This window comes from Janthinobacterium sp. SUN033 (assembly GCF_030397595.1).
In the GTDB taxonomy this organism is placed as follows: Bacteria; Pseudomonadota; Gammaproteobacteria; order Burkholderiales; family Burkholderiaceae_D; genus Janthinobacterium; species Janthinobacterium kumbetense.
In genome coordinates, this window is sequence record NZ_JAPQNV010000001.1 from 1294736 (window position 1) to 1319296 (window position 24561).

Consider the following 24561-nt stretch of genomic DNA (forward strand, 5'->3'; position numbering starts at 1 on the left):
ACTATAGTATGCTTCCCCTGAAAAAAGATAAATGTCATGAAATTTGATGTAGCGATTGTCGGCAGTGGCCTGGCGGGTTTATCGGTTGCACTGCATTTAGCTGAGACGCGCACTGTCGCGATCATTTCCAAACGCGCGCTGCTCGATGGCGCCAGCAACTGGGCGCAAGGCGGCATCGCGGCCGTGCTGGACTCGGGCGACAGCCACCAGCAGCACATCGAAGACACCCTGATCGCGGGCGGCGGCCTGTGCGACGAGAGCGCCACGCGCTACATCGTTGAGCACGGCCGCGAAGCCATCGAATGGCTGATCGAGCAAGGCGTGCCGTTTACGCGTGACGCCACGGCCGAGCTGGGTTTCCACCTGACCCGCGAAGGCGGACACAGCCAGCGCCGCATCATCCACGCGGCCGACGCCACCGGGCACGCCGTGCAAGTGACCCTGGAAGAAAAGGTGCGCGCCCACCCGAACATCAGCCTGTTCGAACACCATTGCGCCATCGACCTGATCACTTCCGACAAGCTGGGCATGAAACCCACCCAGCGCAACGCGCAACCGCATTGCCACGGCCTGTACGTACAGGATGAGCAAACGGGGAAAGTCCTCACCTTTGCTGCCGAGCACACCGTGCTGGCCACGGGTGGCGCCGGCAAGGTGTATTTATATACCACCAACCCGGACACGGCCAGCGGCGACGGCATCGCCATGGCCTGGCGCGCCGGTTGCCGCGTGTCGAACATGGAATTCATCCAGTTCCACCCCACGTGCCTGTACCACCCGTACGCGAAATCCTTCCTGATCACCGAAGCCATCCGTGGCGAAGGGGGGTTGCTGAAACTGCCGCCCGAAGCGGGCGCGGCGGCTGGCACGCGCTTCATGCTGGCGCACGACGAGCGGGCCGAACTGGCGCCGCGCGACGTGGTGGCGCGCGCCATCGACTTCGAGATCAAGAAACGGGGTCTCGATTACGTGCACCTGGACATCAGCCACAAGCCGGCCGAATTCCTCATCGAACACTTCCCCACCATCTACGCGCGCTGCCTGGAACTGGGCATCGACATCACCAAGCAGCCTATCCCCATCGTGCCCGCCGCCCACTACACGTGCGGCGGCGTCGTGACGGACCTGTCCGGCCGCGCCGACTTGCCTGGCCTGTATGCCGTGGGCGAGACCGCGTGCACGGGCTTGCATGGCGCGAACCGCCTGGCGAGCAATTCCTTGCTGGAATGCATCGTCATCGGCCGCGCCTGCGCGCAAGACATCGAAAGCAAGGAAAAGCTGGGCACGCCATACCTGCCCGACTGGGATGAAAGCCGGGTCACGGATGCGGATGAGGAAGTGGTGATTTCCCACAATTGGGACGAGCTGCGCCGCTTCATGTGGAATTACGTGGGCATCGTGCGCACAACGAAGCGCCTGGAGCGGGCCCAGCACCGCATCGCCCTGCTGAAGGAAGAAATCGACGAGTACTACCGCAACTTCCGCATCACCCACGATTTGCTGGAATTGCGCAACCTCGTCGACGTGGCCTCGATGATCGTCAACAGCGCCCTGTCCCGCCGCGAAAGCCGCGGCCTGCACTTCAGCCGCGATTATCCGGAAACGTTACCGAAGGCCATCGCCAGCGTGCTGACGCCGCCGCACCGGTAAACTGTTCGTGATTGGGGAGATGCCTCACTGGCATACTCCCTGGCGGCTCATCAGACCGCTCTTTTATTTTTGCGTTCCCCACACAGACGGCTGTGGCAATGGCTGCGTTGGTTGAAACGATGGTAGAGGTTGCAGTGGCTGAATCTCCTGGCGTGGCGCTGGCTTTGCCTGAGGCTGATATCCGTAAGAGCTATCTGCTTGATTTGGAACAGTTCCAGCCTTCCCCGTGTAGGGATTGACATTGCCCTGTGTGCTGTAGTTATTCGAAATGGTGCTGTCAGGTGCGGTTCTTTGATGCGGTGCCACGTAAGTTCCATCCTTTTTCGTGTACCCATTTACATGCACTTGGGCATTGGCAATGCTGGTGAACAACACCATTGATATCGCTAAGTATTTGATCATTTACTTCTTTCAGGTTCCGGCATAGTGGCGTGTCGTTGCGCCCGCAAAAAAGATTGCCGTTTCCTTGAGGCTATATTTTTTGGTATGGTGACTATAGGCCAATTCTCATAGGTAAAAAATAAAGTATTTCTTTCCAATACAAATAGAGGAAATTGACTGATTTTCTGTAGTAAATATGCAACCATCTAGATAAATGCGGTATTTATCAAACTGCCGCAGCACCGTTGGAATACACGTCAAATATCAATCCTCCGGCATCTCAAACTCAATCCCATCTTCCGTGTACGACATCTTGGCCGACTCGCCCGTGCATTCCCCCTGCGGCTCGTCCGCCACATAGCGGCATTCGCTTTCCACGCTGCCATCTTCCCGCCAGTGCCGGGTCCAGCCCTGGCGTTCGCCATCCACGTATTCGATCAGCTGCTTCGGCTTGCCATCGGCATACCAGGAACGCAAGGCGCCCTCCTCGCGGCCGCCCGCGTTCCATAGTTTGTGCACGATCAATACGCCGGCCCGGCTGAAGCGTTGTTCGCTGCGCAACACAAAGTGATCGATGTGCGTGCGCTTGCTGGCGACTTTACCGTCCGGGTAATATTCGACGCTCTCGCCGACAGGCTTGCCGTCCACGTAGTTGGCAGTGCGCTGCACCTTGCCATCCGGAAAATATCCGGTGCTCGGTCCCGTCATGACGCCGTTGTCATGCTGGCTGCGGCTTTCCACGGCGCCGTCCGGATAGAACCGCAGCAATTCGCCATCCGTCCGGCCCTTGACCTGGGTCGTGCGCGTTTTCAGCTTGCCGTCCTCGTCGAACGTTTCCATCACACCATCGGCGCGGGCGCCGTTGCGGTAGGTGCGCGACGCGATCTGCTTGCCATTCTGGTGATAAGTCTGCTCCTCCCCGTCCTGCACGCCATTGCGCCACGTAATACGCATGGAAACCTTGCCTTCCGGGTAATACAGAGTCTGCACACCCTCCTGCACGCCGCGCCCATCCCGCTCCATCTGCATTTCGACTTGTCCATGCGGGTAATACATGCTGTAGTTGCCCACCAGCTTGCCGCGCAGGTAATCGGGAGCGTTGACGTGGCCAATCAGCCGCTTCGGTTCGCCTTCGCGCACATGATAGATCGCGACTTGCCAGGTGCCGGGCGTCTTGCCGGGCGGCAGCGGCAGGACCAGCGCATAGCGCGCCTCTTCCATCACCTCGCCGCGCGACAGGTTGTGGTTCAGGTAGAGCCGCGCCTTGCCGTCGGCACAGTACGCATCGCAGCCGCGCAGCATGTGGATGACGGGAATGGCCTCGGCCTTGGTCCGCTCGGGCGCCGGGCAGGCGCGCAGGCGCACGAGCAAGGGATTCCTGTCGCGTATCATGTTGGCCAGCTCGGCCTTCATGACGCCATACTGCTCCTCGTTCAGTCCGACCGACGCCGCATCCATGCGCAGCTGCCTGCCGCCGCAGCCCGTGTCCTCGTCCACGGTCAGGATATCGCCGCCGCCGGGCGCGGCCGTGATCGCCGTGACCACTTGCCGCTGCACGATCTCGGCGTGGGCCAGCGCCGGCAACAGCAGCATGGCGCCAAACAAATGTTTCAAAGTGCGCGCCATGCCTGCTCCTTGCGCTGCAGTTCCGGCGCTGGCGGCGCTTCCCCGCATGCGCCCTGGGCCTTGCCGGCCAGATACTGGCACTCGCCCTTCAGGCTGCCATCCTCGTGCCAGCTGCGGCTCCAGCCGTCGCGCCGGTCGTTCACGTACTCGATGGCTTGCTCGGGCTTGCCATTTTCATACCACGAGCGCGACGTGCCCTGCTCGCGCAATTGCGCATCCCACCGTCTTTCCAGTACCAGCACGCCCTGGGGGCTGTAGCGCCGGACGCTCAGCAGCCCGCCTTCGTCGCCATATTGCTGGCGGGTTTGCACCTTGCCGTCGGGATAGAACTCCAGCGCTTCCCCTACGGGCAAATCGTTGACCTGCGTCATGGTGGCGCGCACGGCGCCATCGGGATAGTATTCCGCGCTGCGGCCATTGAACTTGCCCTTGCTCACTTGCGTGCGGCCGGCTACTTTTCCATCCGGGAAATACGAGAGCAGTTCGCCTTCCATGCGGCCATCGCGCAGCACGTAACTGGTGCTCAACTTGCCATTCGCGTCAAACGTCTGCACGGGGCCGTCCACGCGCTGTCCCTTGCGGTACACGCTGGCCTCGCGCAGCTGGCCCGTGGCGTGATATTGCTGGTGCGTGCCTTCCGGCAAACCATGGCGCCAGTTGCCACGCGATTCCAGGCTGCCATCCGCACGATACAGGCTGGTGACGCCATCCTGCCGTCCCTGCCCATCCTGCGCCACCTGTTTCTCGATCTTTCCGTCCGGGTAATACGTGACATAGCCGCCCACCAGCTCGCCCTGCGCATAATCGGCGCGGTTGACCTGGCCCGACAGGCGCAGCTTGCCGCCTGCCACGCTGACAATCTCCACCTTCCACGTGCCCGGCAGCTTGCCTTTCGGCAAGGGCAACAGCAGCACGTTGGGCGCGTTTTCCTGCTCGACGGGGTAGAAACGCTCGTGCAGGTACAGTCGCGCCCGGCCATCGGCACAGGCGGCTGGCGTGCAGGCGGCGATGTGGCGCACAATGGGCACGCTCGCATCCTCCGGGCATTTTTTCACGGTGACGAGCATGGGCGTCCTGGCGCGCATGCGTTCAGCAAGCCGGACTTTCAGCGCCTCGTACGGCGCCTCGTCGAGGTTCACCGAGCGCGCATCCATGCGTATCTGCTTGCCGCCGCAGGCCGTCGTGCCGGCAATAGTGAACACATCGCCGCCTTCGCTATCCGGCTCGCTGGCCATCGCCGTCACCACCAGGCGCTGCACGATTTCCGCCTGAGCCGTGGCTGAATACAGCAAGGAAGCGCCCAGCACGGCGCATATCGTCTTGATTTTCATGCTATTCCTCTAATTTTCCGCCGTGACGGCGACACCGCCCGGCACGAAGCTGACCCGGCCATCGCGGTAACGCACCAGCACCACCACCTTGGCATCCATCAATTGACCGTGCTGCACGGCCGGCAGATAGGTCCAGCGCTGCACGCTATCGAGCAGCGCCTTGTTGAGCATGGGTTCCATCGGCAATTCCGCTGTCGCAAGCGTCAGGCTGCCGTCGGCGGCAATCGACAGGATCAAGCGGTTTTCGCCCGTCGCGTGCTTTGCATCGAGCACGCCGTAGTCGACCGTCGTCATCGTCTCGCGCTGCACGCCGCCAACCTGGTCACGCAGGGGCGGCATGGCCTCGAGTTTTTGCGCCAGCAACGCGCCGTCGGCCAGCGTCTTGTCCCAGCGTTTCTGGTAGGCGCCCGGTTGGGCCAGGCGCAACACCCTGGCAGTCAGGTCCATGCGCTGCATGGTGCGCGCGACGCCATTGTCGGCTGGCTCGCCCGGGTCCGCCGGCAAGGCGTTCTGCACGGCATAACGGTAAGCCGTCAACCGCGCCAGCGCCACCAGATTGACGGCATCGCGCTCGTCGCCGCCGCGCAGCTGTGCAGCAGCTGCGATGCCCAGCCAGGCCGTGCCATCGGTCGGGCGCGCCCACACGGCTTGCTCGAAGTACTGGCGCGCCGCCTGCGGTTCGTTCAGGCTCAGGTGCATGCGGCCCATGGCCGCCGCCACCAGATGGTCGCGCGGGTTCGCTTGCAGCAGATCAAGATAACTGGCGACCAGCGCCGGCTGATAGCCGGGCACCCAGCCCAGGCCTTCCAGCAACGAGGCGCGCAGCTGCGCCTGCGTGCGGTCGCCGCCGTAGCCGGACTGCTTTTCTTCGCCAGCCCGGTACAGCAGTTGCAAGCCGCGCGTGACGGCGTCATCGTCGCCCTTGGTGACGGCTTGCGACAGGCTGCGCACGGCCTTGCGCGCATCGGACGGCTGGAAACCTGCCACCTTGCGCGGGCGCCAGCGAAATACTTCCAGGCCAGCCGCCTGGTCGGCTTGCGCCTGCAAGTTGGCCTTGTCCTTGACTTCATCGGACGACGAGGTCCAGGCCGTAAAGCCGATCAGGAACAGCACGATCAAGAGCACCACCACGGCCCAGCCCTTGCCCGTGATGCCGCCGCCCGCGTTGCCCGCTGCATTGCCGGCCACATTGCCAGCCCAATTCGCAGCGGGAATGGCGACGGGCGCCTGCCCCGGCGCCGTGCGGCGCGCGCTGCGCTGCGGCGGCGGCTGTTGCAGTTGCATCTGCTGCGCCTGCACGGACGCTTGCGCGGCCGCACCGATGACCTTGTCGCGCGCGCACGCGGCGCAGCCCAGGCCTGCAAAATGCTGGTGTTCGGGATGCGCGGCACACACGACGAGCTTGCCGCCGCTGCGCTGAGCATAGCCGCGCAGCAACTGCGCCCAGTCGGCCGCCGCGGGCCGCTGGGGTGTTGGCGACTGGGAAAACGCGCGGTCGAACATGGCGCGCAATTCGGGCGGCATCAGCGCATGGCCGCTGGTGGCATTCGGCGCCAGCTGCTTGTGGCGCTTCACCCCATACGCATAGCAACCGTCGCGGATGCGGCCGGGAATGTCTGTCGCCACTTGCGCATTGCCGGGCCGCCCGCTGTACGGGTGGATGCCGAAGTTGAGCAACTGGAAGATAATGACGGCCAGGGCGAAGCGGTCTTGCGCCATTTCCGTGCCCGCCGGCATGCCTTTGCGCTGGAATTCCGGCGCCAGGTAGTCGGCCGTGAATTGCTCGGCAGGAAATCGCTCCGCATGGCCCTGGATGCTGAAACCGTCGCAATCGAGCATGGCGATGTACAGCGAATCGCGGTAAAAACGCAAGTTCACGGGCTTCAGATCGACCACGTAATGCTGCTGCTGGTGCAGCGCATCGATGACGGCGGCCAGGTTGGCGGCCAGGGTCAGCTTGGGACCGAGTCCCGTGGGCAATCCTGCCGCGCGCGCCTGGCGCTCCTGCATGATCTGTTCCAGCTCGGCCGTCTGCGCCATGTCCAGCAAGGGCATGACGAAACCCGCAAAGCCGCCCTGACCGTCGAACACGGCCGCTTGCGGCCAGGCGATCTGGACGTAGCGCTTGCCGTTTTCCACTTGATCGGGCAGCTCGGGCGACAATTCCAGCATCGCTTCGAGCTTGCGCCGGTTGGCGGCCCGGTCCAGGTGCGGGTGGTACAGCTTGGCAACCTGCGTGGGTGCGCCGGGCAACAGGTACACGCTGCCCGCGCCGCCGCTCTTGACGAGTTTGCCCAGGATCAAACTGCGCACTTTATCCAGCCAGATTTTTCCACCCGGACTCAGGCCGGGTGTCACGCCCTGCTTCCGGCTCATGCGCGCAAGGCCAGCAGCAGGGTCTTGTCGTCGCCCGTGATCTGGTGCGTGCGCGGGTCGGCCAGGGTGGACGCCAGCGCCGTATCGCCCAGCTCGATACTTTCGACCGTGCGCAGATAGCCTTGCACGGCATCCATGAACGGCGCGTACAGGCCACCATTGTTCTTGCTCATGGCGAAGGGCATGCAGCCGTCCGACATCAGCACCACGCCGCGCGCGGACCGGGGAATCGGCAACAGGCGCAGCTGCTCGCGCCAGCGCTCGCCCGACAGAAAATAGGTTTCGTTCGCGTATTCGCCGTTGGCAGGCAGCGAGATCAGTTCGCCGCCATCGCCCAGTTGCGCCACGCCCAGGCCGTCGCCCAGGTGGAAGAAAAAGCCTGTATCTTGCCCCATGACCACGCCGACGACCGTGGCAGCGTAGTCGTCGAGGGTGGCGTTGGCGGCGCGGGCGATGTCGTCCAGCGCGGCGCGGATCTGCGCCAGGGTGGCCGCCAGCGCGCCGTCATGCAAATCCTGCACGGTGGCGCCCTGCTCCAGCCGTCCGGCCAGCGCCTGCACGGCGTGCGTTGCAACAAACTGCGCGCCCTGCTCGCTGAGCCTGGCCGAACCGGCGCCATCGCAGACGATGGCGACCAGCACGCCATTCACGACGGCGTGCGCGTGCGCATCCTGGCAAGCGATGTCTTTATCCAGGTGCGCCTTGCCCGTGACGGAGGCGCCGAACACGCGCCAGATAGTCTGTACTGCAGTCATGGATCAGCGGGCTTTCACGTATTCACGACCGACCAGCCGTCCGTCGAGGCCAGCTGGGCCTGCGCACCGGGACGCGATTGCGACACCACTTGCATGCTGGCGCTCAGCCACAGGAACAGTTCGCGGAACTGCAAGCCTTTCAGCTGCTTCACGCCCCGTTCGCCACGGCTGGAGAATTCGCCCAGGGAATCGATATTCGCATGGTCGCCCACGGCGATGGGGAAGATCGCCACTTTATTCGCCTGCTCGGCCGCGCGCGCCTGTTCGGCGCCATGCTGCCAGCGGTCCGTCGGTTCGCCGTCCGACATCAAAAACAGCCACGGCCGCGTGTACGCCACGCCCGCCTGGCGGAAACGCTGCTTTTCCTGCTCGATTTCCGCCAGCGCCAGTTCCACGGCCGCGCCGGTCGGCGTGGTGCCGTTCGCTTCAAGACGAGGCGCCGTGAAATCCATGGCGTCGCACCAGTTGCTGGCGACGACAGCTTCATCGTGCGCGCCATACTGAATCACCAGGATGCGCACGCGCTTGGCGGCGATCACGTCGGATTTGAGTTCCTGTTCCAGCAAGGCCAGGCCTTCGTTGAGCAGCGAGACGGGTTCGCCATCCATGCTGCCGGAGCAGTCCAGCACGAGCACCAGCGGCGTGCGTTGTTCGGTATTGTCGACAAGGGCGACGTCGGGGATCATTATGGAAGTCATGTAATTTTGATAGAGTTGCGAAATAGCCTAGCCCCGAAGCTTACCCTATGGATATGTTTTCCATGCGTCCGATTGCTTCGGATTTCACCATGCGGTATCAAACACCTGACAAAACCTCTGGCTTGCAATAAAAATAACAAGCTCGTACACTGCGCCATTCTGCTCCGACTCTGGCGGCCATCCATTTACTGACGTTTTGGAAAAATTATGCAACTGCACCCTGAAATGGACTATGTCGGCTTTTGGCCGCGCGTTGGCGCGACGTTGATCGACACCTTTCTCTTGCTGATTTTTATCATACCGATGTTGATTACCATATATGGCGAAAGCTACTTTTTGACCGATTCCTTTTTCCGTGGCCCGGCCCACTTCATGATTTCATGTGTCATGCCGCCACTGATTCAATTGGGGTTTTGGATGACCCTGTCTACAACGCCTGGCAAGATGGCCATCGGCGCGATCATTGTCGATGCGAAAACGGGCGGCAAACCGTCTGCCAGCCAGTGTGTCAAACGTTGTCTCAGTGCTTACCTGTCGGCACTGCCGTTTTACCTGGGATTCCTTTGGGTCGCCAGGGACCCGCGCAAGCAGGGATGGCACGACAAGATCGCTGGTACGGTTGTGATACGGCGCAAGACAACGGCAGTGCCGGCCGCCCTGCAATAAGCAAACTGGATGATGACACCGATCGCCAGCCTGGATGAGCTGGAAGAATTCCTGGGAGAAAAACTGGACCCGTACGATGCCGGGCCGCCAATCGCGCATCCGGGGCTGCGGCTGTCGCATGCGTGCAGGCGGGTGACGCTGGACATCCGCAACGGCAACGCCTCTGCCGTGCGCATCGCCGTCCTGATATTGACAAAGGATCCTGGCATGCCTTTCGGCAAGATCATCAAGAGCGGTTTCGCCAGGGCGTTAAGGCGACGTGCGGAGCTGCTGTCCGAGATGCAACGGCGTGGCTTGATCGCGAAAACCTGCGAGTTGCTCAGTCTCGCATTCTGTCCGCGCGAAACAGAAGATTATTGCAAATTAATCAAAAAATTTGATCCAGGCGAGTTGCTCGCGAGGATAGAGGATGCCCGCGCCACGGACGCGAAATCGCGCATGCTGCTGCAAAGCCTGATAGCCGACGGTGCGCGACGTACAGCCGCAAGTTAGCAGCACTATTCCCAGATGATTTCCAAGGGCACGCCCGGCTCGAGCTCCGCCTCCTTGCCGGAAAGCGGATATTTTCGATGCCCCAGCGAGTATTTGGTCACGAAGACCTTGTAGCTGCCATCGTGAAGAAAATGCACGACGAACCGGCCCGCATCGCCAGCCGCATACTTCGGCACCGGCACGGTTTGCTCCACGCGGATATCCTTGCCGTTTTTTACCGTATACATGACGACGGTCGCCTGCATCCCCGGCTTCCATGCCGCCGGTATCGAAAGGCAGCAAGTGTCTCCTCCGCCACCCTCGGCAGGAGCAAGATAACCGGCCTCCGCCGACGAACCATCGGCCAGTGTCACCATATAACTGCCGACGCCATGCTCGCCATGGTTGTAGGCCGTCAGGCTCACGGCGATTTGTCGTTCACTCCTCGCACAGCCGGCATTCAAAAGCGACAAGACCATGCACACGAAGCAGGCGGCATATTTACTTTTCGAGAAAAATATCATTTAGCCCTCAATCCAGCCAGTTATGACAGGGAATTTCATGTGCATGCAACCTCTGCCACGCAGCGTCTTCACTCCCAGATAATTTCAATGGGAACGCCGCGCTCCAATTGTGCCTCTGTTCCGGAAAGCGGGTATTTACGATGGCCGAGCAAGTATCGGGTGACAAACACCTTGTATTTGCCGTCGCGCAGAAAATGCACGACGAACCGGCCAGCATCGGCGGGAGCATACTTCGGCACCGGCACGGTTTGTTCCACGCGGATATCCTTGCCATTCTTGATGGTATGCATGACGATATTTGCCGTCATTCCCGCTTGCCACACGCGGGGAATGGACAGGCAGCATGTCAATCCGCCGCCGCCCTGGCCAGCGTCCAGGTAGCCCGCCCCCGCTGTGGCGCCATTCTGCAAGGTCACCTCATAGCTTCCCACCCCGTGATCGGTATGGTTGTAGCCGCTCAAATTCACCGTCAGCTCCCGGCTTTCCTTGCCCTGCGCGGCATGCGGCAAGGCCGTGAACAGCCACAGGAAGCCGATCAGCACCGCTTTCATCGAAAAAAGATTCTTGACCATGGGATAGCCTCGGCAATCGCGTATGAATGACGCTGTCAATTCTGCATTGTTGTCGCGCCTCGACGGTTGCCTATTTGCGTCTGCCGGTCGAGGTCATCGATTCCCGCATCGAGCGCGCGCTGCTGGTATTTGGCAACAAAAGCATTGAGCACGCGCGGCGGCGTGTCATTCGTTTCATCCGTGATCACGCGCCGCAGATGGCTGACCAGGTTGGCGGTATCGGCAGGCTTGACCTTGACCTGCCGCGCACCGCTGGAGGCTTGCGGCGCCGCCTTGTCGGCAGCCTGCGCCTGGGGTTGCCACCAATAAACGCCAGCGCCGCGCACAGGGCCAGCGCCGGGAGGGTCGTCGGGTAAGGCTTGCCTGGTTGCATAAGAACTTTCGCTAAGTGAATGGCATGCGACTCCCGCCCCACGCCTGGAATTTATATTTTTGACAATTTTTTATTGTATCGGGGAATTTTTTATCCAGGAGCACGATTGCATCGGCGGCGCCGCATTGCGGTGGCGCCGCGTATGTACTATCTTGATAGTTGCCCAGGACAGAAGGCAGCGACCCGCCCCTCCTCACAAAGGTGGGGCGGATCGCTGCGCAACACCGCCCTTACCCAGTTCCGCACCTGCACGCCTGCGGCACACTGATGTAATCAGGATTGGGGGCAAGCATGCACACAGGGACAGTCACCGCGGATGTGGGCAAACTGATCGGCGCCATGTACGACTCGGCCTGCGGCACGGGCGACTGGCCGCAGCTCGACAACGCTGGACTGAACGGCCAGCAATGGCAGGAACTCCTGCCGCATCTGCAACGCGCGCTGTGCCTGCAGCAGCGTCTGCGCGAGGCGCAACTGGCCAGCCACTGCGCGCTGGCGGCGCTCGACGCCATGGGCGCGGCCGTGCTGGTGCTCGATGGCAACCTCTCCTTGCGTTTCGCCACCCCCGCCGGACACGCCCTGCATGCGGCGCAACTGGAACACGCGGCTCCGCCCGCCCTGGTGCGCGCCGTGCGCCTGGTGATCGCCAGCGCCGGCGGCACAGCCCAATGCCAGTCGCTGCGCCTGCCGCGCAAGCAGCAAGCGCCGCTGGCCCTGACTGTCACCCCGCTTGCCGATTGCCAGCCCACCTGCGCCCTGCTCATCGCGCGCGACCCCACGAAAACGTGCACGTCCGTCCCTGCCTTGCGCCAACTGTTTGACTTGACGCAAGCCGAGGCACAAGTGGGCAAGGCGCTGGCGCAGGGGGCCACCATCGAGGAAATCGCCGCGCAGGGCGGCATCAGCGTCAACACCGTCAAGACGCATCTGCACCACACCTATTTAAAGACGGATACGCGGCGCCAGGGCGAGCTGATCGCGCTGATCCACGGCGCCACGGCGCACCTGGCCGTACTCGATGCATGAGGCCGTGTCATCCGATCGGATGATGCGCGGCGCATGTTGCCTGCCTACACTGGCAAGACCGGCAGCCCGCGCCTTGCCAGTGTGACAGCAGCGCTTGCGGACCAGCCGGTGCGGTTTCCCTGTCACCCACATCAACATCGCCGCGCCGGCAGCGGGACGGCACCACAGTTCAAGGATGGGTAAAGAAATGAAAACATGGATCTTGGCCGGCACCCTGGGCGTCTGCGCCCTGCTGGCAAATGCGCAAACGCTTCCCGACAGCCAGACCGTCGTCGTTCCCGGCGGACGCCTGCACACGATCGAATTGCCGGCACACAAACATTTCATGAGTGCGGAAAGTTTTGCCCCGTTCCGCGGCGGCTATGAATTGTCGAACGGACAAGTGCTCTACCTGCGCAATGCGGGCAGCATCGGCGCCATGATGTATGCGCGCATCGATAACCAGGAAGAACACCGCATCATCGCCACCGGCAGCGACAGCTTCGTGGCGCTCGACCAGCAGCTGGCCATGCGCATCGACTTGCGCGACGACGGCAGCGTGGGCGGTGAAGTGCTGATGCGGGTACCGGCCGAAAAACTGGCCAGCGGCGAGATCGTGCCCGCCCATGTGCAAAGCATGAGCCTGGCATCGCGTTAGGGCGGCAAGCCGCATGCCGCATGGGTGACAGCCATGAGCAAACAGTATTCTGTGCAACAGCAAAACGCGCTGACCCAGGCCGCCATCAAGCAGACGGCGGCCTGGTGGCGCGCCCGTCCCCTGCCCGACGCCTTGCGCCAATGCGCGGCCAGCCATGGCGTGGCGCTGGGCACGGCCCTCATGCTCGACCTGAAACTGGCCTGCCCCGGCATGCCCGCCGTGTACGGCAAGCTGCTGAGCGCCGATGGCCACTTCATTCATTTCGAGATGGACCTCGACGACGACTTGCGCCCCTTGCCCGGCAGCGTGGCGTGGGACGACATCAGCGCCGGCTACGACCTGGCCGCGCACAAACGGGGCACGGGCGTCGGCTATGGCGTGCTGTGCAAGAAGGTGTTGCAGGAATTGAATCGCGGCGCATGCTAGCGGAACCGCCCTTGGCGCATGCTATGATCGGCGCCCCGTTCATGAGATAAATGGCAACGCTACATGCAGCATCCATCCGGCAACAACCCGATCCCGGCGCTGCTGCGCCGCGTCCTGCGCCTGCTGGCCTGGCCCTTGCTGGCCCTGGTCAGCGCCGCCTGCACCACCACCACGCGCCATCCTGCCAGCGAGCCCACGCAAGTCATCCTGCGCTTTACCTTTGACGATGGCAAGCCGATGCGGCATGAAGATCACATGGTCATGGCGCGCCAGGAAACGTATACCAAGTACTGCAGCAAGATAGGCAGCACCACTGTCTGCGATGTCGGCATCGATATACTGTATGCAAGCGCCGACGCGCCGCTCGATGCCACTGGCGAAGTGCGCGTCACCCTGCGTTCGACCGGCCCCATCGGCGACCTGCCGACCGAACGCTGCATCAATGGCAAGTCCTACCTCTTTAATTCCGGCGACTGGATACGCGGTCCGTTTCACCAAGGGCAGGTGATCGAGATCCGCTACAAGATAAGTCCATTGAAGATGGCATGCCCGAGGTCGGAGAGCGCGCCGCCGTGGTGGGACAAGGATTAAGCTAGCCAGTCCCAGCCGGGGCCGGCTGGCTTGGCGCTTACTGCAGCTCGAACTCCGCCGGAGTCAAGCCCAGCTCGCGCGCGATCTTGCCGGCCACGCGCTGCTCGTTGGCGTCGAAATTGCCGTCCGACGAAGCGACGGCGATGATCATGCGCACCAGCAGGCGCGACGCCTCCACATTCGACTTCATCTTGCCCAGCGCCTGATACGCCTTGGCTTCGCCGATATCCTTGTCGAACTCCAGCTGGCCGACATATTCCTGGAACGCCTTGATCACGTCCGTGGTGCTAAACACCGACAGCGCATCATTGCTTTCAATAAACTTCACCATCTTCTGCTTCTCTTCCGCACTGACGCTGCCGTCGGCCATGGCGATCAAGGCCGATCCCGCCATCGCGGCATTCAGGAAATCCTTGTTCTTGTACTTCAGTGCCTCGGTTTTCAGTTCGCTGGCTTTGCTCTTCAGTTTGGACAGAAAGGAATCGAAACTCATGGTGTACCTCCGGTTTGGTTGGTGCATATCGAGCGGCAAGACATGCCGCCACCAGGGATAGTTGAGGGTGCAAGCTTGAAATACAAGCAAGGGACGAGCAACAAGCACGCAACTGAGCGCGCCGCGTTTGCCGATCGCCATGCCTTGCCCTGAAAAACAACTGCAATCCAACACCAATTGAGCCACACGCAACGTTAAATAATTTGCAGTTGAAAAATAAGTAACTTCGTGGCAGCATGGAATTACATTTTCTTCACTGCAAGGTTGTGATGGACAAGCAATTGCTGTTGATTTGCGCACTGACGTTCATCATCCACATCATCGGCACCCTCGCCTATTCCGTGCGCATCGCCGCGGCCCCTGCGCGACAGCATCCTGATGTTGCTGTCGCGCAGGTCGACATCCGTTCTCGCTCTCTTACCCCAAAAGCACTTGAAGACTGGCGTCGACCAATACGTGGTCGACAGCACGCGGTGGATCAAAATTCGTCGGCTACTCTTGTCGCCGGCCGGCCGAGCCTATCCACATCACTGGCCAATTCCTGCATTTGGGAAGTACACCGCCATAACAATCTTGGCCCACATTTCACTCACTACATAAGGTAGTAGGAATGAATCAAAACTCTACGATTCTCGATGAAGTATTCAGAAAATTAAATCTCACACAAATTTAAATAAATATATCCATAAAAAAATATTATCCAACAACTAAAAATCAAACAATTAAAAAATAGCACTATTAACGTAAAATAAATCAAAAATGCGAGGAAGAATTGACTGATCAAACACTTATTTTATTGCGAAGCGCAAATTCTAGCAATGCAAAATTTTTTTCAGTTATAGATCAAATAAGGAAAAAAAGTGCAATAAGTAATTATAGGCATCTATTTTCAAAAATTAAACGAGTAAAGCCATTTGGCAGAAACACTCTTATTCCAACAAAAACGGAAAACCTAAGTAAAATTTCTGGCGTAATACCTTTAAAATCACTCCCTTTTGAAAAGGAGGTTGCCTGGACTGCCTTTCAGATATTTGACAATTTAAAAAAATTAATTTTTCACATTGAATGTACTGGAAAATTAGCCAAATTCATAAATAATGGTGAATTTGATAGTGCCATAGAAATTATTGAGCAGCACATTAGGCAGTATGGTGAAACACTCTGGGGCATAGAAGCAAAAATTGGAATTTTAAGCAGAAAAGATTTCTCATCAGAAGAGGTAAATAAATACTTAGACTCTCGTTTTGAAGTTTATGGGTCCATCGCGGATTATCTCGCATATTTATTTTTAGATTTATATGACGAAGACACCACATTAGGAGGTTTCCAGAGAAGAATGACTCTCCGATTAAAAACATTTACACGATCCGATCTTAAAAATTTTATCAATGTAAAAGCGATGAGCTTTGAAGAAACTACTAGTGAAGCATTAAGCGACTTCGTTAGAGTAAATTCAAATTTTAGCTTAGTGGATGCATATGAAGCCTTACTAACCTCCGTTCCTCAGCATCTATTTTCCGCTTTAGACTTTCAAAAGAACGGTGTACTTCTAACTGTATTGGCGCCCTTAAGCAAATTAGGAGATCCACGCCTCGTACAAATATGCAACACATTAAGTTATTCTGCACATTTTGAAAAAAGCATTAGTATTGAATTATTACACAAAATTAGTCCCGTAGATGACTTCCCAGATTTTCGAAAAATATCAATCACCTCGCTCTGTTCTACAGAGCAAGCAGCATCAGTTGGAGTAACATCTGAAAATTTTTCCAATATAGAACGTCAGTTTTCGGATCTACTGCTATCATTCAAAGATAGAAATATTGAACTAATATCGACCTATGAACAATTACAAACATTTGCCTCTAAATATTATTTTCTTCCATGGTTTTTATCTGCAAAATCCTGGATAGAAGGTATTTTCTTACCATTTTCAGGGGAGCTAAGGTTCCTACTATACAGAGCAAGCACCTGCTTTCAGGACATCTCCTATGTAAATCTGGAATCGCTCACACAATCACTTCCGTGGTCCACGATATATGAATCGTCACCAGAGGAAAGAAATATTTATTTACAGAATTCATTTAGTTTGCTTTCAGAAAATAAAAATCACTGTGTAGAAATTCCGTTATCGAACAATGAATCATTGAAATATGGCAACCAGTTGCTTGGACTAGCAGTAGCCTTAAATTTTAGAGACGAAAACAAAACACTAAAGATTTGCGTTAACATTGCCATTACCAATATTGGTAGCTCGACATTTTTGCCTTTTGCGTATATTTTTGAAGGAAAAGAGACTTGGGCGGACTTAATTGACCTAGATACTTTAGACGTAATTATAGGATTATATTTTACCTCCCTTGGCGATCGTGAATCCAGAAATAGATTTTTACTTGAATTCGCTTGCAAAAAGATGCTATCCGACTTCCGTGACGGATCACCATCAAAAATACTAGACATCATCGACAAAAGCGATCCGAGGGTATTATTTATTCTGAGAGAAATATTTGTCCCTAAAAATTTACGATTAGTTGGCGGACTACATACAGTTGAAGATCTTGAAAAATTTCGCATTGATGTTTGCGCGGCAATGCTAGATATAGATAAAGAATATAGTGATAGATATGTCGCGGAAACCATGGAGATTCTACAGTCGCAAGATTTAAGAAAAGCGGAAAAGGAAGTAGAGAGTGCTCGCATTAATGTAGATAGAGAGGGTATTAAACAATGGGCCGAAAAAACATATCGTGAAGAATTTCTGCGGGCCAAGAAGGCGCGCACTACAAAAATGGCGCCTTCTATTGAAGAAATAGAAAAAAACTTTTCCGAGAATGTATACTCCAGTGAAAATAAGGAAAATGCCAGTCTAGCTCAAAATCTCAAGGATCCGATATTTTCAATTGCCTCTGAAATATTTAGTAAATGCTTTTGGAAAGAAGATGATGGGCTAGATCATTTTCTAAGTCTTAGAATTCGGCATGGGTCATTCGCGGGTTATTTACGCGCGCCACTCGAACAAGTCAATCTTGTAGGTGCTGGATCCCCTACTGCTGGTTTAACTAAAAGATTCTGGAGCGCAAATCTATCTCGTTCTTCGGAGCGCTCCTTAGAATTGCTATTAACTGCATTGGATAGCTTTCAAATATCATATGATACGATAGTTGAACATTTTAGAAGTGATTTACTTCAAATATCCACCGTCACAAAGCCACACGGACTTTTCATTCCAGGTCTTCATAAAGCCCTATGGGACGCTTATCATTTAGATTGGGAAGGCGCAAAGAATTTTGACGTATTTTTTGACTATATTTGGAATGCTTTTCAAGAGGCACTGAATTCATCTTTAAAAATTGTCATATCATCAATTGACGAGAAAATATTATATGGGAGTGAGAACCTATTGAGCAACCTTCGCAGAACTGTAAATGAATGCGGGTTAGATGATATTGATAGAGCAAGTGTAATTTCAGCTTTAAATGAAGGAGTTAGATCGTTACAGGAAGCTGTTAAATCAGTCAAAAAATGGTTTGAAGTGAAACGCGACCCAACAAGCGATATAACCTTAAATTCAAAACAAGTGCTTGAGCTAGCCTTAAAATTATTTAAAAAAATACGTCCAAATTTCGCGCTGGAATTTCAGCCCACAATAGAATCAGGCAATGTTGTCTTTTCAGGGACAAATATTTCTCGCGTTACGGATGCTTTGTTTATAATATTCGACAATATCTACAAACATTCTGGACTACACGATGTAGCAAAAATACATCTGACTTTTAAATGGGAAGAAGATTCAGATAAAACTGGCTTTTTCTACATATCAATAATTAGCCCTATCAGCAAAGATAAAAATATAGACGATATTGAAAGGCGAATTCATGACGTAAAAAATATTATGAATTCTGGAAATAATAGAATTGCATTGGTAAATGAGGGGCTTAGCGGACTCATAAAATTATCATGGCTTGCGTCAAAAGGACAGCATGGAGGAAAAATAGATTTTTCAGTATCAGAAAATAAGGAGTTTAGCGTATCCATTTGGATGGGATTTAGTTTTCAATCCTTATCTTAAGAGGGAAATTATGAAATATAAAATTCTACTCGTCGAAGATGATGAATTTAAAAGAAAAAAGATACAGGATTTCATACTAAGTGAATCTTGGTGTGAAAAACTATCTACAGCAGTATCTGTATCAGGCGCGATACGTGAGCTAGACGATAATATTTTTGATATTTTACTTCTCGACATGGCAATTCCTAATCATGATGATGGTGCTGATGGCGCACAAGGACTAGGCGGACTTGCAGTTTTTAGGTATCTTCAAATTATTTCAAAATCAACAGATGTAATCGTCGTCACTCAATTTGAAGCATTGAATGAAGGTTCAACAGTTGTAGATATAGGAACGCTTCAAAATTTATTGGTAAACGAATTTAATTCACAATTTTTAGGATTAATTCAATACTTAACAGATACCGACACATGGAAAGAGCGTGTGACAAAAATGATAAACACAAAAAGGTGACGACATTGGATATATTAATTGTTGAGGATGACCATGAAAAATTCGTTAGAATATGTCAGGTCATTAAAAGCTGCCAAGATAAAAGCCAAGAGAAATCGGAAAACATTACAAGAGCAACTACAGTTGCCGACTCACGGCAACATTTATCAGAAAAGTACTTTGACCTGATGATCTTGGATGTGCGCATGCCAATTCGAGAAATGGAATGTCCGGACGATACAGCTGGCATACAACTTCTCGAACAACTATTTTTAGATGATGAATATAAGCGCCCACGATATGTCGTGGGTCTATCAGGCATTGAAGGTTTATACTCAAGCGCATCCAAAAAATTTCATCGGCATGGGTGGATATTACTGCAGTACTCTCCAACTGATCAATCTTGGTGTGATGCATTGTGTTATTTCGTCAAACACATTAATACCGTTGCATCTCCGGGTACGAAACATCTGCAAGCCGATGTAGTTATTCTTGCTGCACTTGAAGATCCTGAATTCACTTCTGTTAGGGAGGTATTCCCCGAGCTTAAAGGACCACGGACACTCGATGGAAAAACACTTTATTGGGAAGGTGATATTATTACGAAAAATGGTAATATCAGAGTGGTGGCTGGCTACTCTTGGCAGATGGGTCTCACAGCGGCTGCAGTTTTGACTGGGAAATTCATAAATGAATTTTCACCAAAACTAATTGCAATGACAGGAATATGCGCCGGATTTGAAGATAGTATTAACTTAGGAGATGTAATTGTGGCCACTCAAAGTTGGGAGTGGCAAGGAGGGAAAATAAAAGATGGGCCTGAAGGGCCAACGCTATTTATGGCTCCCGAACCTTATCGCGCTTCGCAATCTATAATTACAAACCTGAGATCCCTTAGCTCTGATAAGAATTTTTCCTCGGAAATTACACGTAATGTATATCCACAAGACGTTGGTGAAACTTGGGCTGTACATTATGGCCCTATAGTTTCTGGTTTGAGCGTAGTGGCATCATCAACCGTAATGACAGAGGCGCAACTGCAACATCGTAAGATGCTTGGCTTAGAGATGGAAGCATATGCGATCTATGCTGCTACGGATTTGAATGCTCATGAATGTAAAAGAGTCGTACTAAAAGGAGTATGCGATTTTGGTACTGCTGAAAAAGCTGATAATTTTCAGAAAAAGGCGGCTATGCGATCTGCGATATGTTTGCGCGCATTAATTACAGAAAAAGATATTGATTGAGAGTACTCATAGTTAAGAAAGCCGCTGTTTCCCGACAGCGGCTTTCTCATTCCTCCCCCAGCAGCAGCGCCTTGTAGTCCAGCGCTGCCCTGCAAGCGAGCTAATTACCCCACAAACTTCCGCGCATTCCTGAACATGCGCATCCATGGCGAATCCTCGCCCCATGCTTCAGGGTGATAGGACTGCTGCACACTGCGGAACACGCGCTCCGCGTGCGGCATCAGCACGGTGAAGCGGCCGTCTGGCGTGGTGACGGAGGTGATGCCTTCCGGCGAGCCGTTCGGGTTGTACGGATACGCTTCCGTGGCGGCGCCCTTGTTGTCCACAAAGCGCATGGCTTTGGTGACCTGGGTGATGTCGCCCGTTTGCGAGAAGTCGGCGTAGCCTTCGCCGTGGGCGATGGCGATGCCGGCTTGGGTGCCGGCCATGCCGTTGAAGAAGATCGATGGGGAATCCATCACTTCGACCATGGCAAAGCGGCCTTCGAATTTCTCCGACTTGTTGCGCGTGAATTTAGGCCAGGCGTGGGCGCCGGGGATGATGGATTTCAGATTGCTCATCATCTGGCAGCCGTTGCAGATACCGAGGCCGAAGCTGTCCGTGCGGTTGAAGAAGCGCGCGAACTGTTCCGCCAGGCTGGCGTTGAACAGAATCGTTTTCGCCCAGCCTTCGCCCGCGCCCAGCACGTCGCCGTAGGAGAAGCCGCCCACGGCGATGACGCCCTGGAAGTCGTCCAGCTTGACGCGGCCCGCGATCAGGTCGCTCATGTGCACGTCGACGGCCGTGAAGCCTGCCTGGTGCATCACGTACGCCGTCTCGATGTGCGAGTTGACGCCCTGCTCGCGCAGGATGGCGACACGCGGACGCACGCCCGTGGCGATGAATGGCGCGGCGATGTTCTCGTTCTGGTCGAAGGTGACGATCGGCGACATGCCCGGATCTTGCACGTCCAGCAGGCGGTCGTATTCGGCGTCCGCGCAGGCCGGATTGTCGCGCAGGCGGGCGATGCGCCAGCTCGTTTCGCTCCACAGGCGGTGCAGTTCGGCGCGCGGCTGGGTATAGATCAGCTTGGCGTCGCGCGTGAATTCGATCACGTCGCGGTCGTTCAATTTGCCGATGATATGGCTGCAGGCGCCCAGGTTGAAGGTGCGCAGCACGTCCATGACGAGCGATTTTTCTTCCGCGCGCACCTGGATCACGGCGCCCAGCTCTTCGCTGAACAGGGCGCGCAGGGTCAGTTCGTTGCGGCGTTCCGCTACCTGGCCCGTCCAGTTCTTGGCATCGCCCCAGTCGCTCGAATGCTCGCCTTCCATGGTCAGCATGTCCAGGTTGACGGACATGCCCGTGTGGCCGGCGAAGGCCATTTCCGTCAGGGTGGCGTACAGGCCGCCATCCGAACGGTCATGGTAGGCCAGCAGCTTGTCGTCGCTGTTGAGCTTTTGAATGGCGGCGAAGAAGCCTTTCAAGTCTTCCGCGCTGTCCACGTCCGGCGTTTCATTGCCCAGCTGGCCCATGACTTGCGCCAGCGCCGAGGCGCCCAGGCGGTTCTTGCCGCGGCCCAGGTCGATCAAGATCAAGGACGTGTCGCCCTGGTCCGTCTTCAGCTGCGGCGTGAGCGACTTGCGCACGTCCGTCACCGGCGCGAACGAGGAAACGATCAGCGACACGGGCGACGTGACGGATTTCGCCGCGCCCGTGCTCTCGTCTTTCCACGTCGTGCGCATCGACAGCGAATCCTTGCCGACGGGGATGCTGATGCCCAGCGCCGGGCACAGGTCCATGCCGACGGCTTTTACCGTGTCGTACAGGGCCGCGTCCTGGCCAGGCTGGCCGCAGGCGGCCATCCAGTTGGCGGACAATTTGATGTCGGAGATATCGGCAATCGCCGCTGCGGCGATGTTGGTGACGGCTTCGCCCACGGCCATGCGGCCCGAGGCGGCGGCGTCGATGACGGCCAGCGGCGTGCGTTCGCCCATGGCCATCGCTTCGCCCAGGTAACCTTCAAAGCTCATGGTGGTGACGGCGCAATCGGCCACCGGCACTTGCCATGGTCCCACCATCTGGTCGCGCACGGTCATGCCGCCCACGCTGCGGTCGCCGATGGTGATCAGGAAGGATTTGTCGGCCACGGTCGGCAGCAGCAGCACTTTTTGCGCTACATCAACCAGGTCCATGCCCGTCAAGTCGATGGCAGGGAAATCGTTGGCCACGTGGACCACGTCGCGCTGCATCTTTGGCGGTTTGCCCAGCAAGACGTCCATCGGCATGTCAACCGGCTCGTTACCCAGTTCCGGGTCGATCAGTTTCAGTTGACGCTCTTCGGTGGCCACGCCCACGGCGGCGAACAGGCAGCGTTCGCGTTCGCACATGGCTTTGAACAGCGGCAGGCTTTCCGGCGCGATGGCCAGAACGTAGCGTTCCTGCGATTCATTGCTCCAGATTTCCTTCGGCGCCATGCCCGATTCTTCCAGCGGCACTTTGCGCAAGTCGAAAATCGCGCCGCGCTTGGCGTCGTTGGTGATTTCCGGGAAGGCGTTCGACAAGCCGCCCGCACCCACGTCGTGGATGGAGATGATCGGATTGTCCGCGCCCATTTGCCAGCAGGCGTTGATGACTTCCTGGGCGCGGCGTTCCATTTCCGGATTGCCGCGCTGGACGGAGTCGAAGTCCAGGTCGGCCGTGTTGCTGCCGGTGGTCATCGACGAGGCGGCGCTGCCGCCCATGCCGATGCGCATGCCCGGGCCACCCAGCTGCACCAGCAGGCTGCCGACGGGGATATCGTTCTTGTGCGTGTGCTGCGCCGAGATATTGCCGATGCCGCCAGCGATCATGATCGGCTTGTGGTAGCCGAAGACGGCGTCCGGTGCGCCAGCTTCTTGCGCGCCGACGTTCTGTTCATACGTGCGGAAGTAGCCGCCCAGGACAGGACGGCCGAATTCGTTCGAGAACGCGGCGCCGCCCAATGGGCCTTCGATCATGATTTGCAGGGGCGAAGCGATGCGTTCCGGTTTGCCGTATTGATCTGCGTCAGTACGCGCGGCCAATGGCGCCGTCACGGAAGCGGCCGTTTCCCAGCTGCGCACGGCATCCGGCAGCGACAAATTCGATACGGTGAAACCCGTCAAACCGGCTTTCGGCTTGGCGCCGCGGCCCGTCGCGCCTTCGTCGCGGATCTCGCCGCCCGCGCCCGTCGAGGCGCCGGGGAAGGGAGAAATGGCCGTCGGATGGTTATGCGTTTCCACCTTCATCAAGGTGTGCGTCAATTCGTTTGACGCCGCATATTCGTGCTTGTCGCCGCGCGGGTAGAAGCGCGACACGGTCGCGCCTTCCATGATGGACGAGTTGTCGCTGTAGGCGACGACGGTGCCTTTCGGCTGCAGTTCATGCGTGTTCTTGATCATGCCGAACAGGGACTTGGGCTGCGCCACGCCGTCGATGGTCCAGTCGGCGTTGAAGATCTTGTGGCGGCAATGCTCGCTGTTCGCCTGCGCGAACATCATCAGTTCCACGTCCGTCGGGTTGCGGCCGGCCTTGGTGAAGGCGGCGTCCAGGTAGTCGATTTCGTCTTCCGACATCGCCAGGCCCAGTTCCGTGTTCGCCGTTTCCAAAGCAAGCTTGCCCTGCCCCAGCAAGTCGATCGATTCCAATGGGCGTGCTTCCAGGGTGCGGAACAGGCCCTTGGCGTCGTCCGCGCTGCGCAGCACGGATTCCGTCATGCGGTCGTGCAGCAGGTCGGCCACGGCCTGTACCTGCTCGTCCGTCAGTTTGCCGGCGCCAATGGCGCTGCCCAGGATGCCCGATTTCAGGTTGATGCGGAAAGCGATGCCGCGTTCGACGCGCTTGATGTGCGCCATGCCGCAGTTGTGCGCGATGTCGGTGGCTTTCGAAGCCCACGGCGAAATCGTGCCGAAACGGGGGATGACGAAGAATTCTTCGGCAGCGCCTTCCGTATTGTCAGCGTGGGCCGGCTCGCCGTACGTCAGCAAGGCGCCAAGGCGCGTGCTGTCGTCGTTACTGAGAGGCGCGCTGGCATCGATGAAATGGACATAGCGTGCTTGCACGGCAACAATCGCAGGCGAAACGGCTTGCAGTTGGCTTAACAGACGGTGGCTACGGAAATGGGACAGGGCATTGGAACCCGGCAGTATCAACATGATTGGAAGGTGGTTGATGCAGCGTGGCTGCGGGTTAAAGGTAGGTATGACAATATCTTTCG

20 protein-coding genes and 1 pseudogene are annotated in these 24561 nt (G+C 56.7%); 11 read left to right on the forward strand and 10 right to left on the reverse strand.

Annotated elements, in window-relative coordinates; translation table 11 throughout:
• Positions 1–36: 36 nt before the first annotated feature.
• Positions 37–1650, forward strand: a complete 1614-nt coding sequence (gene nadB, locus OX460_RS06005; RefSeq protein WP_034748527.1) for an L-aspartate oxidase — start codon at positions 37–39, stop codon at positions 1648–1650.
• 645 nt (positions 1651–2295) lie between these two features.
• On the opposite strand, the gene OX460_RS06010 is transcribed toward nadB, so the two are convergent.
• From OX460_RS06010 to OX460_RS06030, 5 genes are read right to left on the reverse strand one after another with little or no spacing between them, the layout of a single operon-like run.
• The gene (locus OX460_RS06010; RefSeq protein WP_289898049.1) at positions 2296–3657 is read right to left on the reverse strand and encodes a toxin-antitoxin system YwqK family antitoxin; all 1362 of its coding nucleotides are present in this window, start codon (positions 3655–3657) and stop codon (positions 2296–2298) included.
• Positions 3642–4988: a toxin-antitoxin system YwqK family antitoxin gene (locus tag OX460_RS06015; protein WP_289898050.1), complete on the reverse strand. Its 1347-nt coding sequence runs from the start codon at positions 4986–4988 to the stop codon at positions 3642–3644. The genes OX460_RS06010 and OX460_RS06015 overlap by 16 nt, the downstream gene beginning before the upstream one ends.
• A gap of 9 nt (positions 4989–4997) precedes the next feature.
• A complete protein-coding gene (locus OX460_RS06020; protein ID WP_289898051.1) occupies positions 4998–7364 on the reverse strand; it encodes a hypothetical protein in 2367 nt (788 codons plus the stop codon).
• Entirely contained in the window at positions 7361–8119 is a 759-nt protein-coding gene (locus tag OX460_RS06025) for a PP2C family serine/threonine-protein phosphatase (protein ID WP_289898052.1), read from the reverse strand. The genes OX460_RS06020 and OX460_RS06025 overlap by 4 nt, the downstream gene beginning before the upstream one ends.
• A 14-nt stretch (positions 8120–8133) precedes the next feature.
• Positions 8134–8817, reverse strand: coding sequence for a VWA domain-containing protein (locus OX460_RS06030; RefSeq protein WP_077404035.1), 684 nt, complete (start codon positions 8815–8817; stop codon positions 8134–8136).
• 207 nt (positions 8818–9024) lie between these two features.
• Here OX460_RS06030 and OX460_RS06035 point away from each other — a divergent pair, with 207 nt between their 5' ends.
• Positions 9025–9483 (forward strand): RDD family protein, encoded by a 459-nt coding sequence (locus OX460_RS06035; RefSeq protein WP_289898053.1) that lies wholly within the window; start codon positions 9025–9027, stop codon positions 9481–9483.
• A 9-nt stretch (positions 9484–9492) separates the two neighbouring features.
• Positions 9493–9975, forward strand: coding sequence for a hypothetical protein (locus OX460_RS06040; protein WP_289898054.1), 483 nt, complete (start codon positions 9493–9495; stop codon positions 9973–9975).
• Positions 9976–9980: 5 nt separating this feature from the next.
• On the opposite strand, the gene OX460_RS06045 is transcribed toward OX460_RS06040, so the two are convergent.
• The 3 genes from OX460_RS06045 to OX460_RS06055 all read right to left on the reverse strand — a co-directional run bounded on the left by OX460_RS06045 (position 9981) and on the right by OX460_RS06055 (position 11376).
• Positions 9981–10478, reverse strand: a complete 498-nt coding sequence (locus OX460_RS06045; protein ID WP_289898055.1) for a DUF3304 domain-containing protein — start codon at positions 10476–10478, stop codon at positions 9981–9983.
• 68 nt (positions 10479–10546) lie between these two features.
• Positions 10547–11050: a DUF3304 domain-containing protein gene (locus tag OX460_RS06050; RefSeq protein ID WP_289898056.1), complete on the reverse strand. Its 504-nt coding sequence runs from the start codon at positions 11048–11050 to the stop codon at positions 10547–10549.
• Positions 11051–11085: 35 nt separating this feature from the next.
• Positions 11086–11376: a hypothetical protein gene (locus OX460_RS06055; RefSeq protein WP_289898057.1), complete on the reverse strand. Its 291-nt coding sequence runs from the start codon at positions 11374–11376 to the stop codon at positions 11086–11088.
• A gap of 338 nt (positions 11377–11714) precedes the next feature.
• On the opposite strand from OX460_RS06055, the gene OX460_RS06060 reads away from it, so the two are divergent.
• From OX460_RS06060 to OX460_RS06075, 4 genes are all read left to right on the forward strand, one after another.
• On the forward strand, positions 11715–12449 hold the full coding sequence (locus OX460_RS06060; protein ID WP_289898058.1) for a LuxR family transcriptional regulator: 735 nt from the start codon (positions 11715–11717) through the stop codon (positions 12447–12449).
• Positions 12450–12636: 187 nt separating this feature from the next.
• The gene (locus OX460_RS06065) at positions 12637–13086 is read left to right on the forward strand and encodes a hypothetical protein (RefSeq protein WP_143451315.1); all 450 of its coding nucleotides are present in this window, start codon (positions 12637–12639) and stop codon (positions 13084–13086) included.
• Positions 13087–13119: 33 nt separating this feature from the next.
• The gene (locus OX460_RS06070; RefSeq protein WP_289898059.1) at positions 13120–13512 is read left to right on the forward strand and encodes a hypothetical protein; all 393 of its coding nucleotides are present in this window, start codon (positions 13120–13122) and stop codon (positions 13510–13512) included.
• Between the two features lie 63 nt (positions 13513–13575).
• Entirely contained in the window at positions 13576–14103 is a 528-nt protein-coding gene (locus OX460_RS06075; RefSeq protein ID WP_289898060.1) for a hypothetical protein, read from the forward strand.
• A gap of 37 nt (positions 14104–14140) precedes the next feature.
• Here OX460_RS06075 and OX460_RS06080 read toward each other — a convergent pair whose 3' ends face one another.
• The gene (locus tag OX460_RS06080; RefSeq protein ID WP_289898061.1) at positions 14141–14596 is read right to left on the reverse strand and encodes a tellurite resistance TerB family protein; all 456 of its coding nucleotides are present in this window, start codon (positions 14594–14596) and stop codon (positions 14141–14143) included.
• A 269-nt stretch (positions 14597–14865) separates the two neighbouring features.
• Here OX460_RS06080 and OX460_RS06085 point away from each other — a divergent pair.
• From OX460_RS06085 to OX460_RS06100, 4 genes and pseudogenes are all read left to right on the forward strand, one after another.
• Positions 14866–14949: pseudogene (locus OX460_RS06085) on the forward strand (DUF2837 domain-containing protein); the annotation flags it as partial.
• 419 nt (positions 14950–15368) lie between these two features.
• Entirely contained in the window at positions 15369–18665 is a 3297-nt protein-coding gene (locus OX460_RS06090; RefSeq protein ID WP_289898062.1) for a hypothetical protein, read from the forward strand.
• A 10-nt stretch (positions 18666–18675) separates the two neighbouring features.
• A complete protein-coding gene (locus OX460_RS06095) occupies positions 18676–19119 on the forward strand; it encodes a response regulator (protein ID WP_289898063.1) in 444 nt (147 codons plus the stop codon).
• Between the two features lie 5 nt (positions 19120–19124).
• Positions 19125–20345, forward strand: coding sequence for a hypothetical protein (locus OX460_RS06100; RefSeq protein ID WP_289898064.1), 1221 nt, complete (start codon positions 19125–19127; stop codon positions 20343–20345).
• Positions 20346–20449: 104 nt separating this feature from the next.
• Here OX460_RS06100 and purL read toward each other — a convergent pair whose 3' ends face one another.
• Complete coding sequence (gene purL / locus OX460_RS06105; RefSeq protein ID WP_289898065.1) at positions 20450–24499, reverse strand: phosphoribosylformylglycinamidine synthase; 4050 nt, start codon at positions 24497–24499, stop codon at positions 20450–20452.
• Between the last annotated feature and the right edge of the window lie 62 nt (positions 24500–24561).

Bases quoted from the DNA above. Each gene is read 5' to 3' on its own strand.
- OX460_RS06080 (WP_289898061.1), bottom strand. From the start codon at position 14,596: ATGAGTTTCGATTCCTTTCTGTCCAAACTGAAGAGCAAAGCCAGCGAA.
- OX460_RS06060 (WP_289898058.1), top strand. From the start codon at position 11,715: ATGCACACAGGGACAGTCACCGCGGATGTGGGCAAACTGATCGGCGCC.
- purL (WP_289898065.1), bottom strand. From the start codon at position 24,499: ATGTTGATACTGCCGGGTTCCAATGCCCTGTCCCATTTCCGTAGCCAC.
- OX460_RS06010 (WP_289898049.1), bottom strand. From the start codon at position 3,657: ATGGCGCGCACTTTGAAACATTTGTTTGGCGCCATGCTGCTGTTGCCG.
- OX460_RS06015 (WP_289898050.1), bottom strand. From the start codon at position 4,988: ATGAAAATCAAGACGATATGCGCCGTGCTGGGCGCTTCCTTGCTGTAT.
- nadB (WP_034748527.1), top strand. From the start codon at position 37: ATGAAATTTGATGTAGCGATTGTCGGCAGTGGCCTGGCGGGTTTATCG.
- OX460_RS06065 (WP_143451315.1), top strand. From the start codon at position 12,637: ATGAAAACATGGATCTTGGCCGGCACCCTGGGCGTCTGCGCCCTGCTG.
- OX460_RS06075 (WP_289898060.1), top strand. From the start codon at position 13,576: ATGCAGCATCCATCCGGCAACAACCCGATCCCGGCGCTGCTGCGCCGC.
- OX460_RS06030 (WP_077404035.1), bottom strand. From the start codon at position 8,817: ATGACTTCCATAATGATCCCCGACGTCGCCCTTGTCGACAATACCGAA.
- OX460_RS06040 (WP_289898054.1), top strand. From the start codon at position 9,493: ATGATGACACCGATCGCCAGCCTGGATGAGCTGGAAGAATTCCTGGGA.
- OX460_RS06035 (WP_289898053.1), top strand. From the start codon at position 9,025: ATGCAACTGCACCCTGAAATGGACTATGTCGGCTTTTGGCCGCGCGTT.
- OX460_RS06025 (WP_289898052.1), bottom strand. From the start codon at position 8,119: ATGACTGCAGTACAGACTATCTGGCGCGTGTTCGGCGCCTCCGTCACG.
- OX460_RS06045 (WP_289898055.1), bottom strand. From the start codon at position 10,478: ATGATATTTTTCTCGAAAAGTAAATATGCCGCCTGCTTCGTGTGCATG.
- OX460_RS06095 (WP_289898063.1), top strand. From the start codon at position 18,676: ATGAAATATAAAATTCTACTCGTCGAAGATGATGAATTTAAAAGAAAA.
- OX460_RS06020 (WP_289898051.1), bottom strand. From the start codon at position 7,364: ATGAGCCGGAAGCAGGGCGTGACACCCGGCCTGAGTCCGGGTGGAAAA.
- OX460_RS06050 (WP_289898056.1), bottom strand. From the start codon at position 11,050: ATGGTCAAGAATCTTTTTTCGATGAAAGCGGTGCTGATCGGCTTCCTG.
- OX460_RS06070 (WP_289898059.1), top strand. From the start codon at position 13,120: ATGAGCAAACAGTATTCTGTGCAACAGCAAAACGCGCTGACCCAGGCC.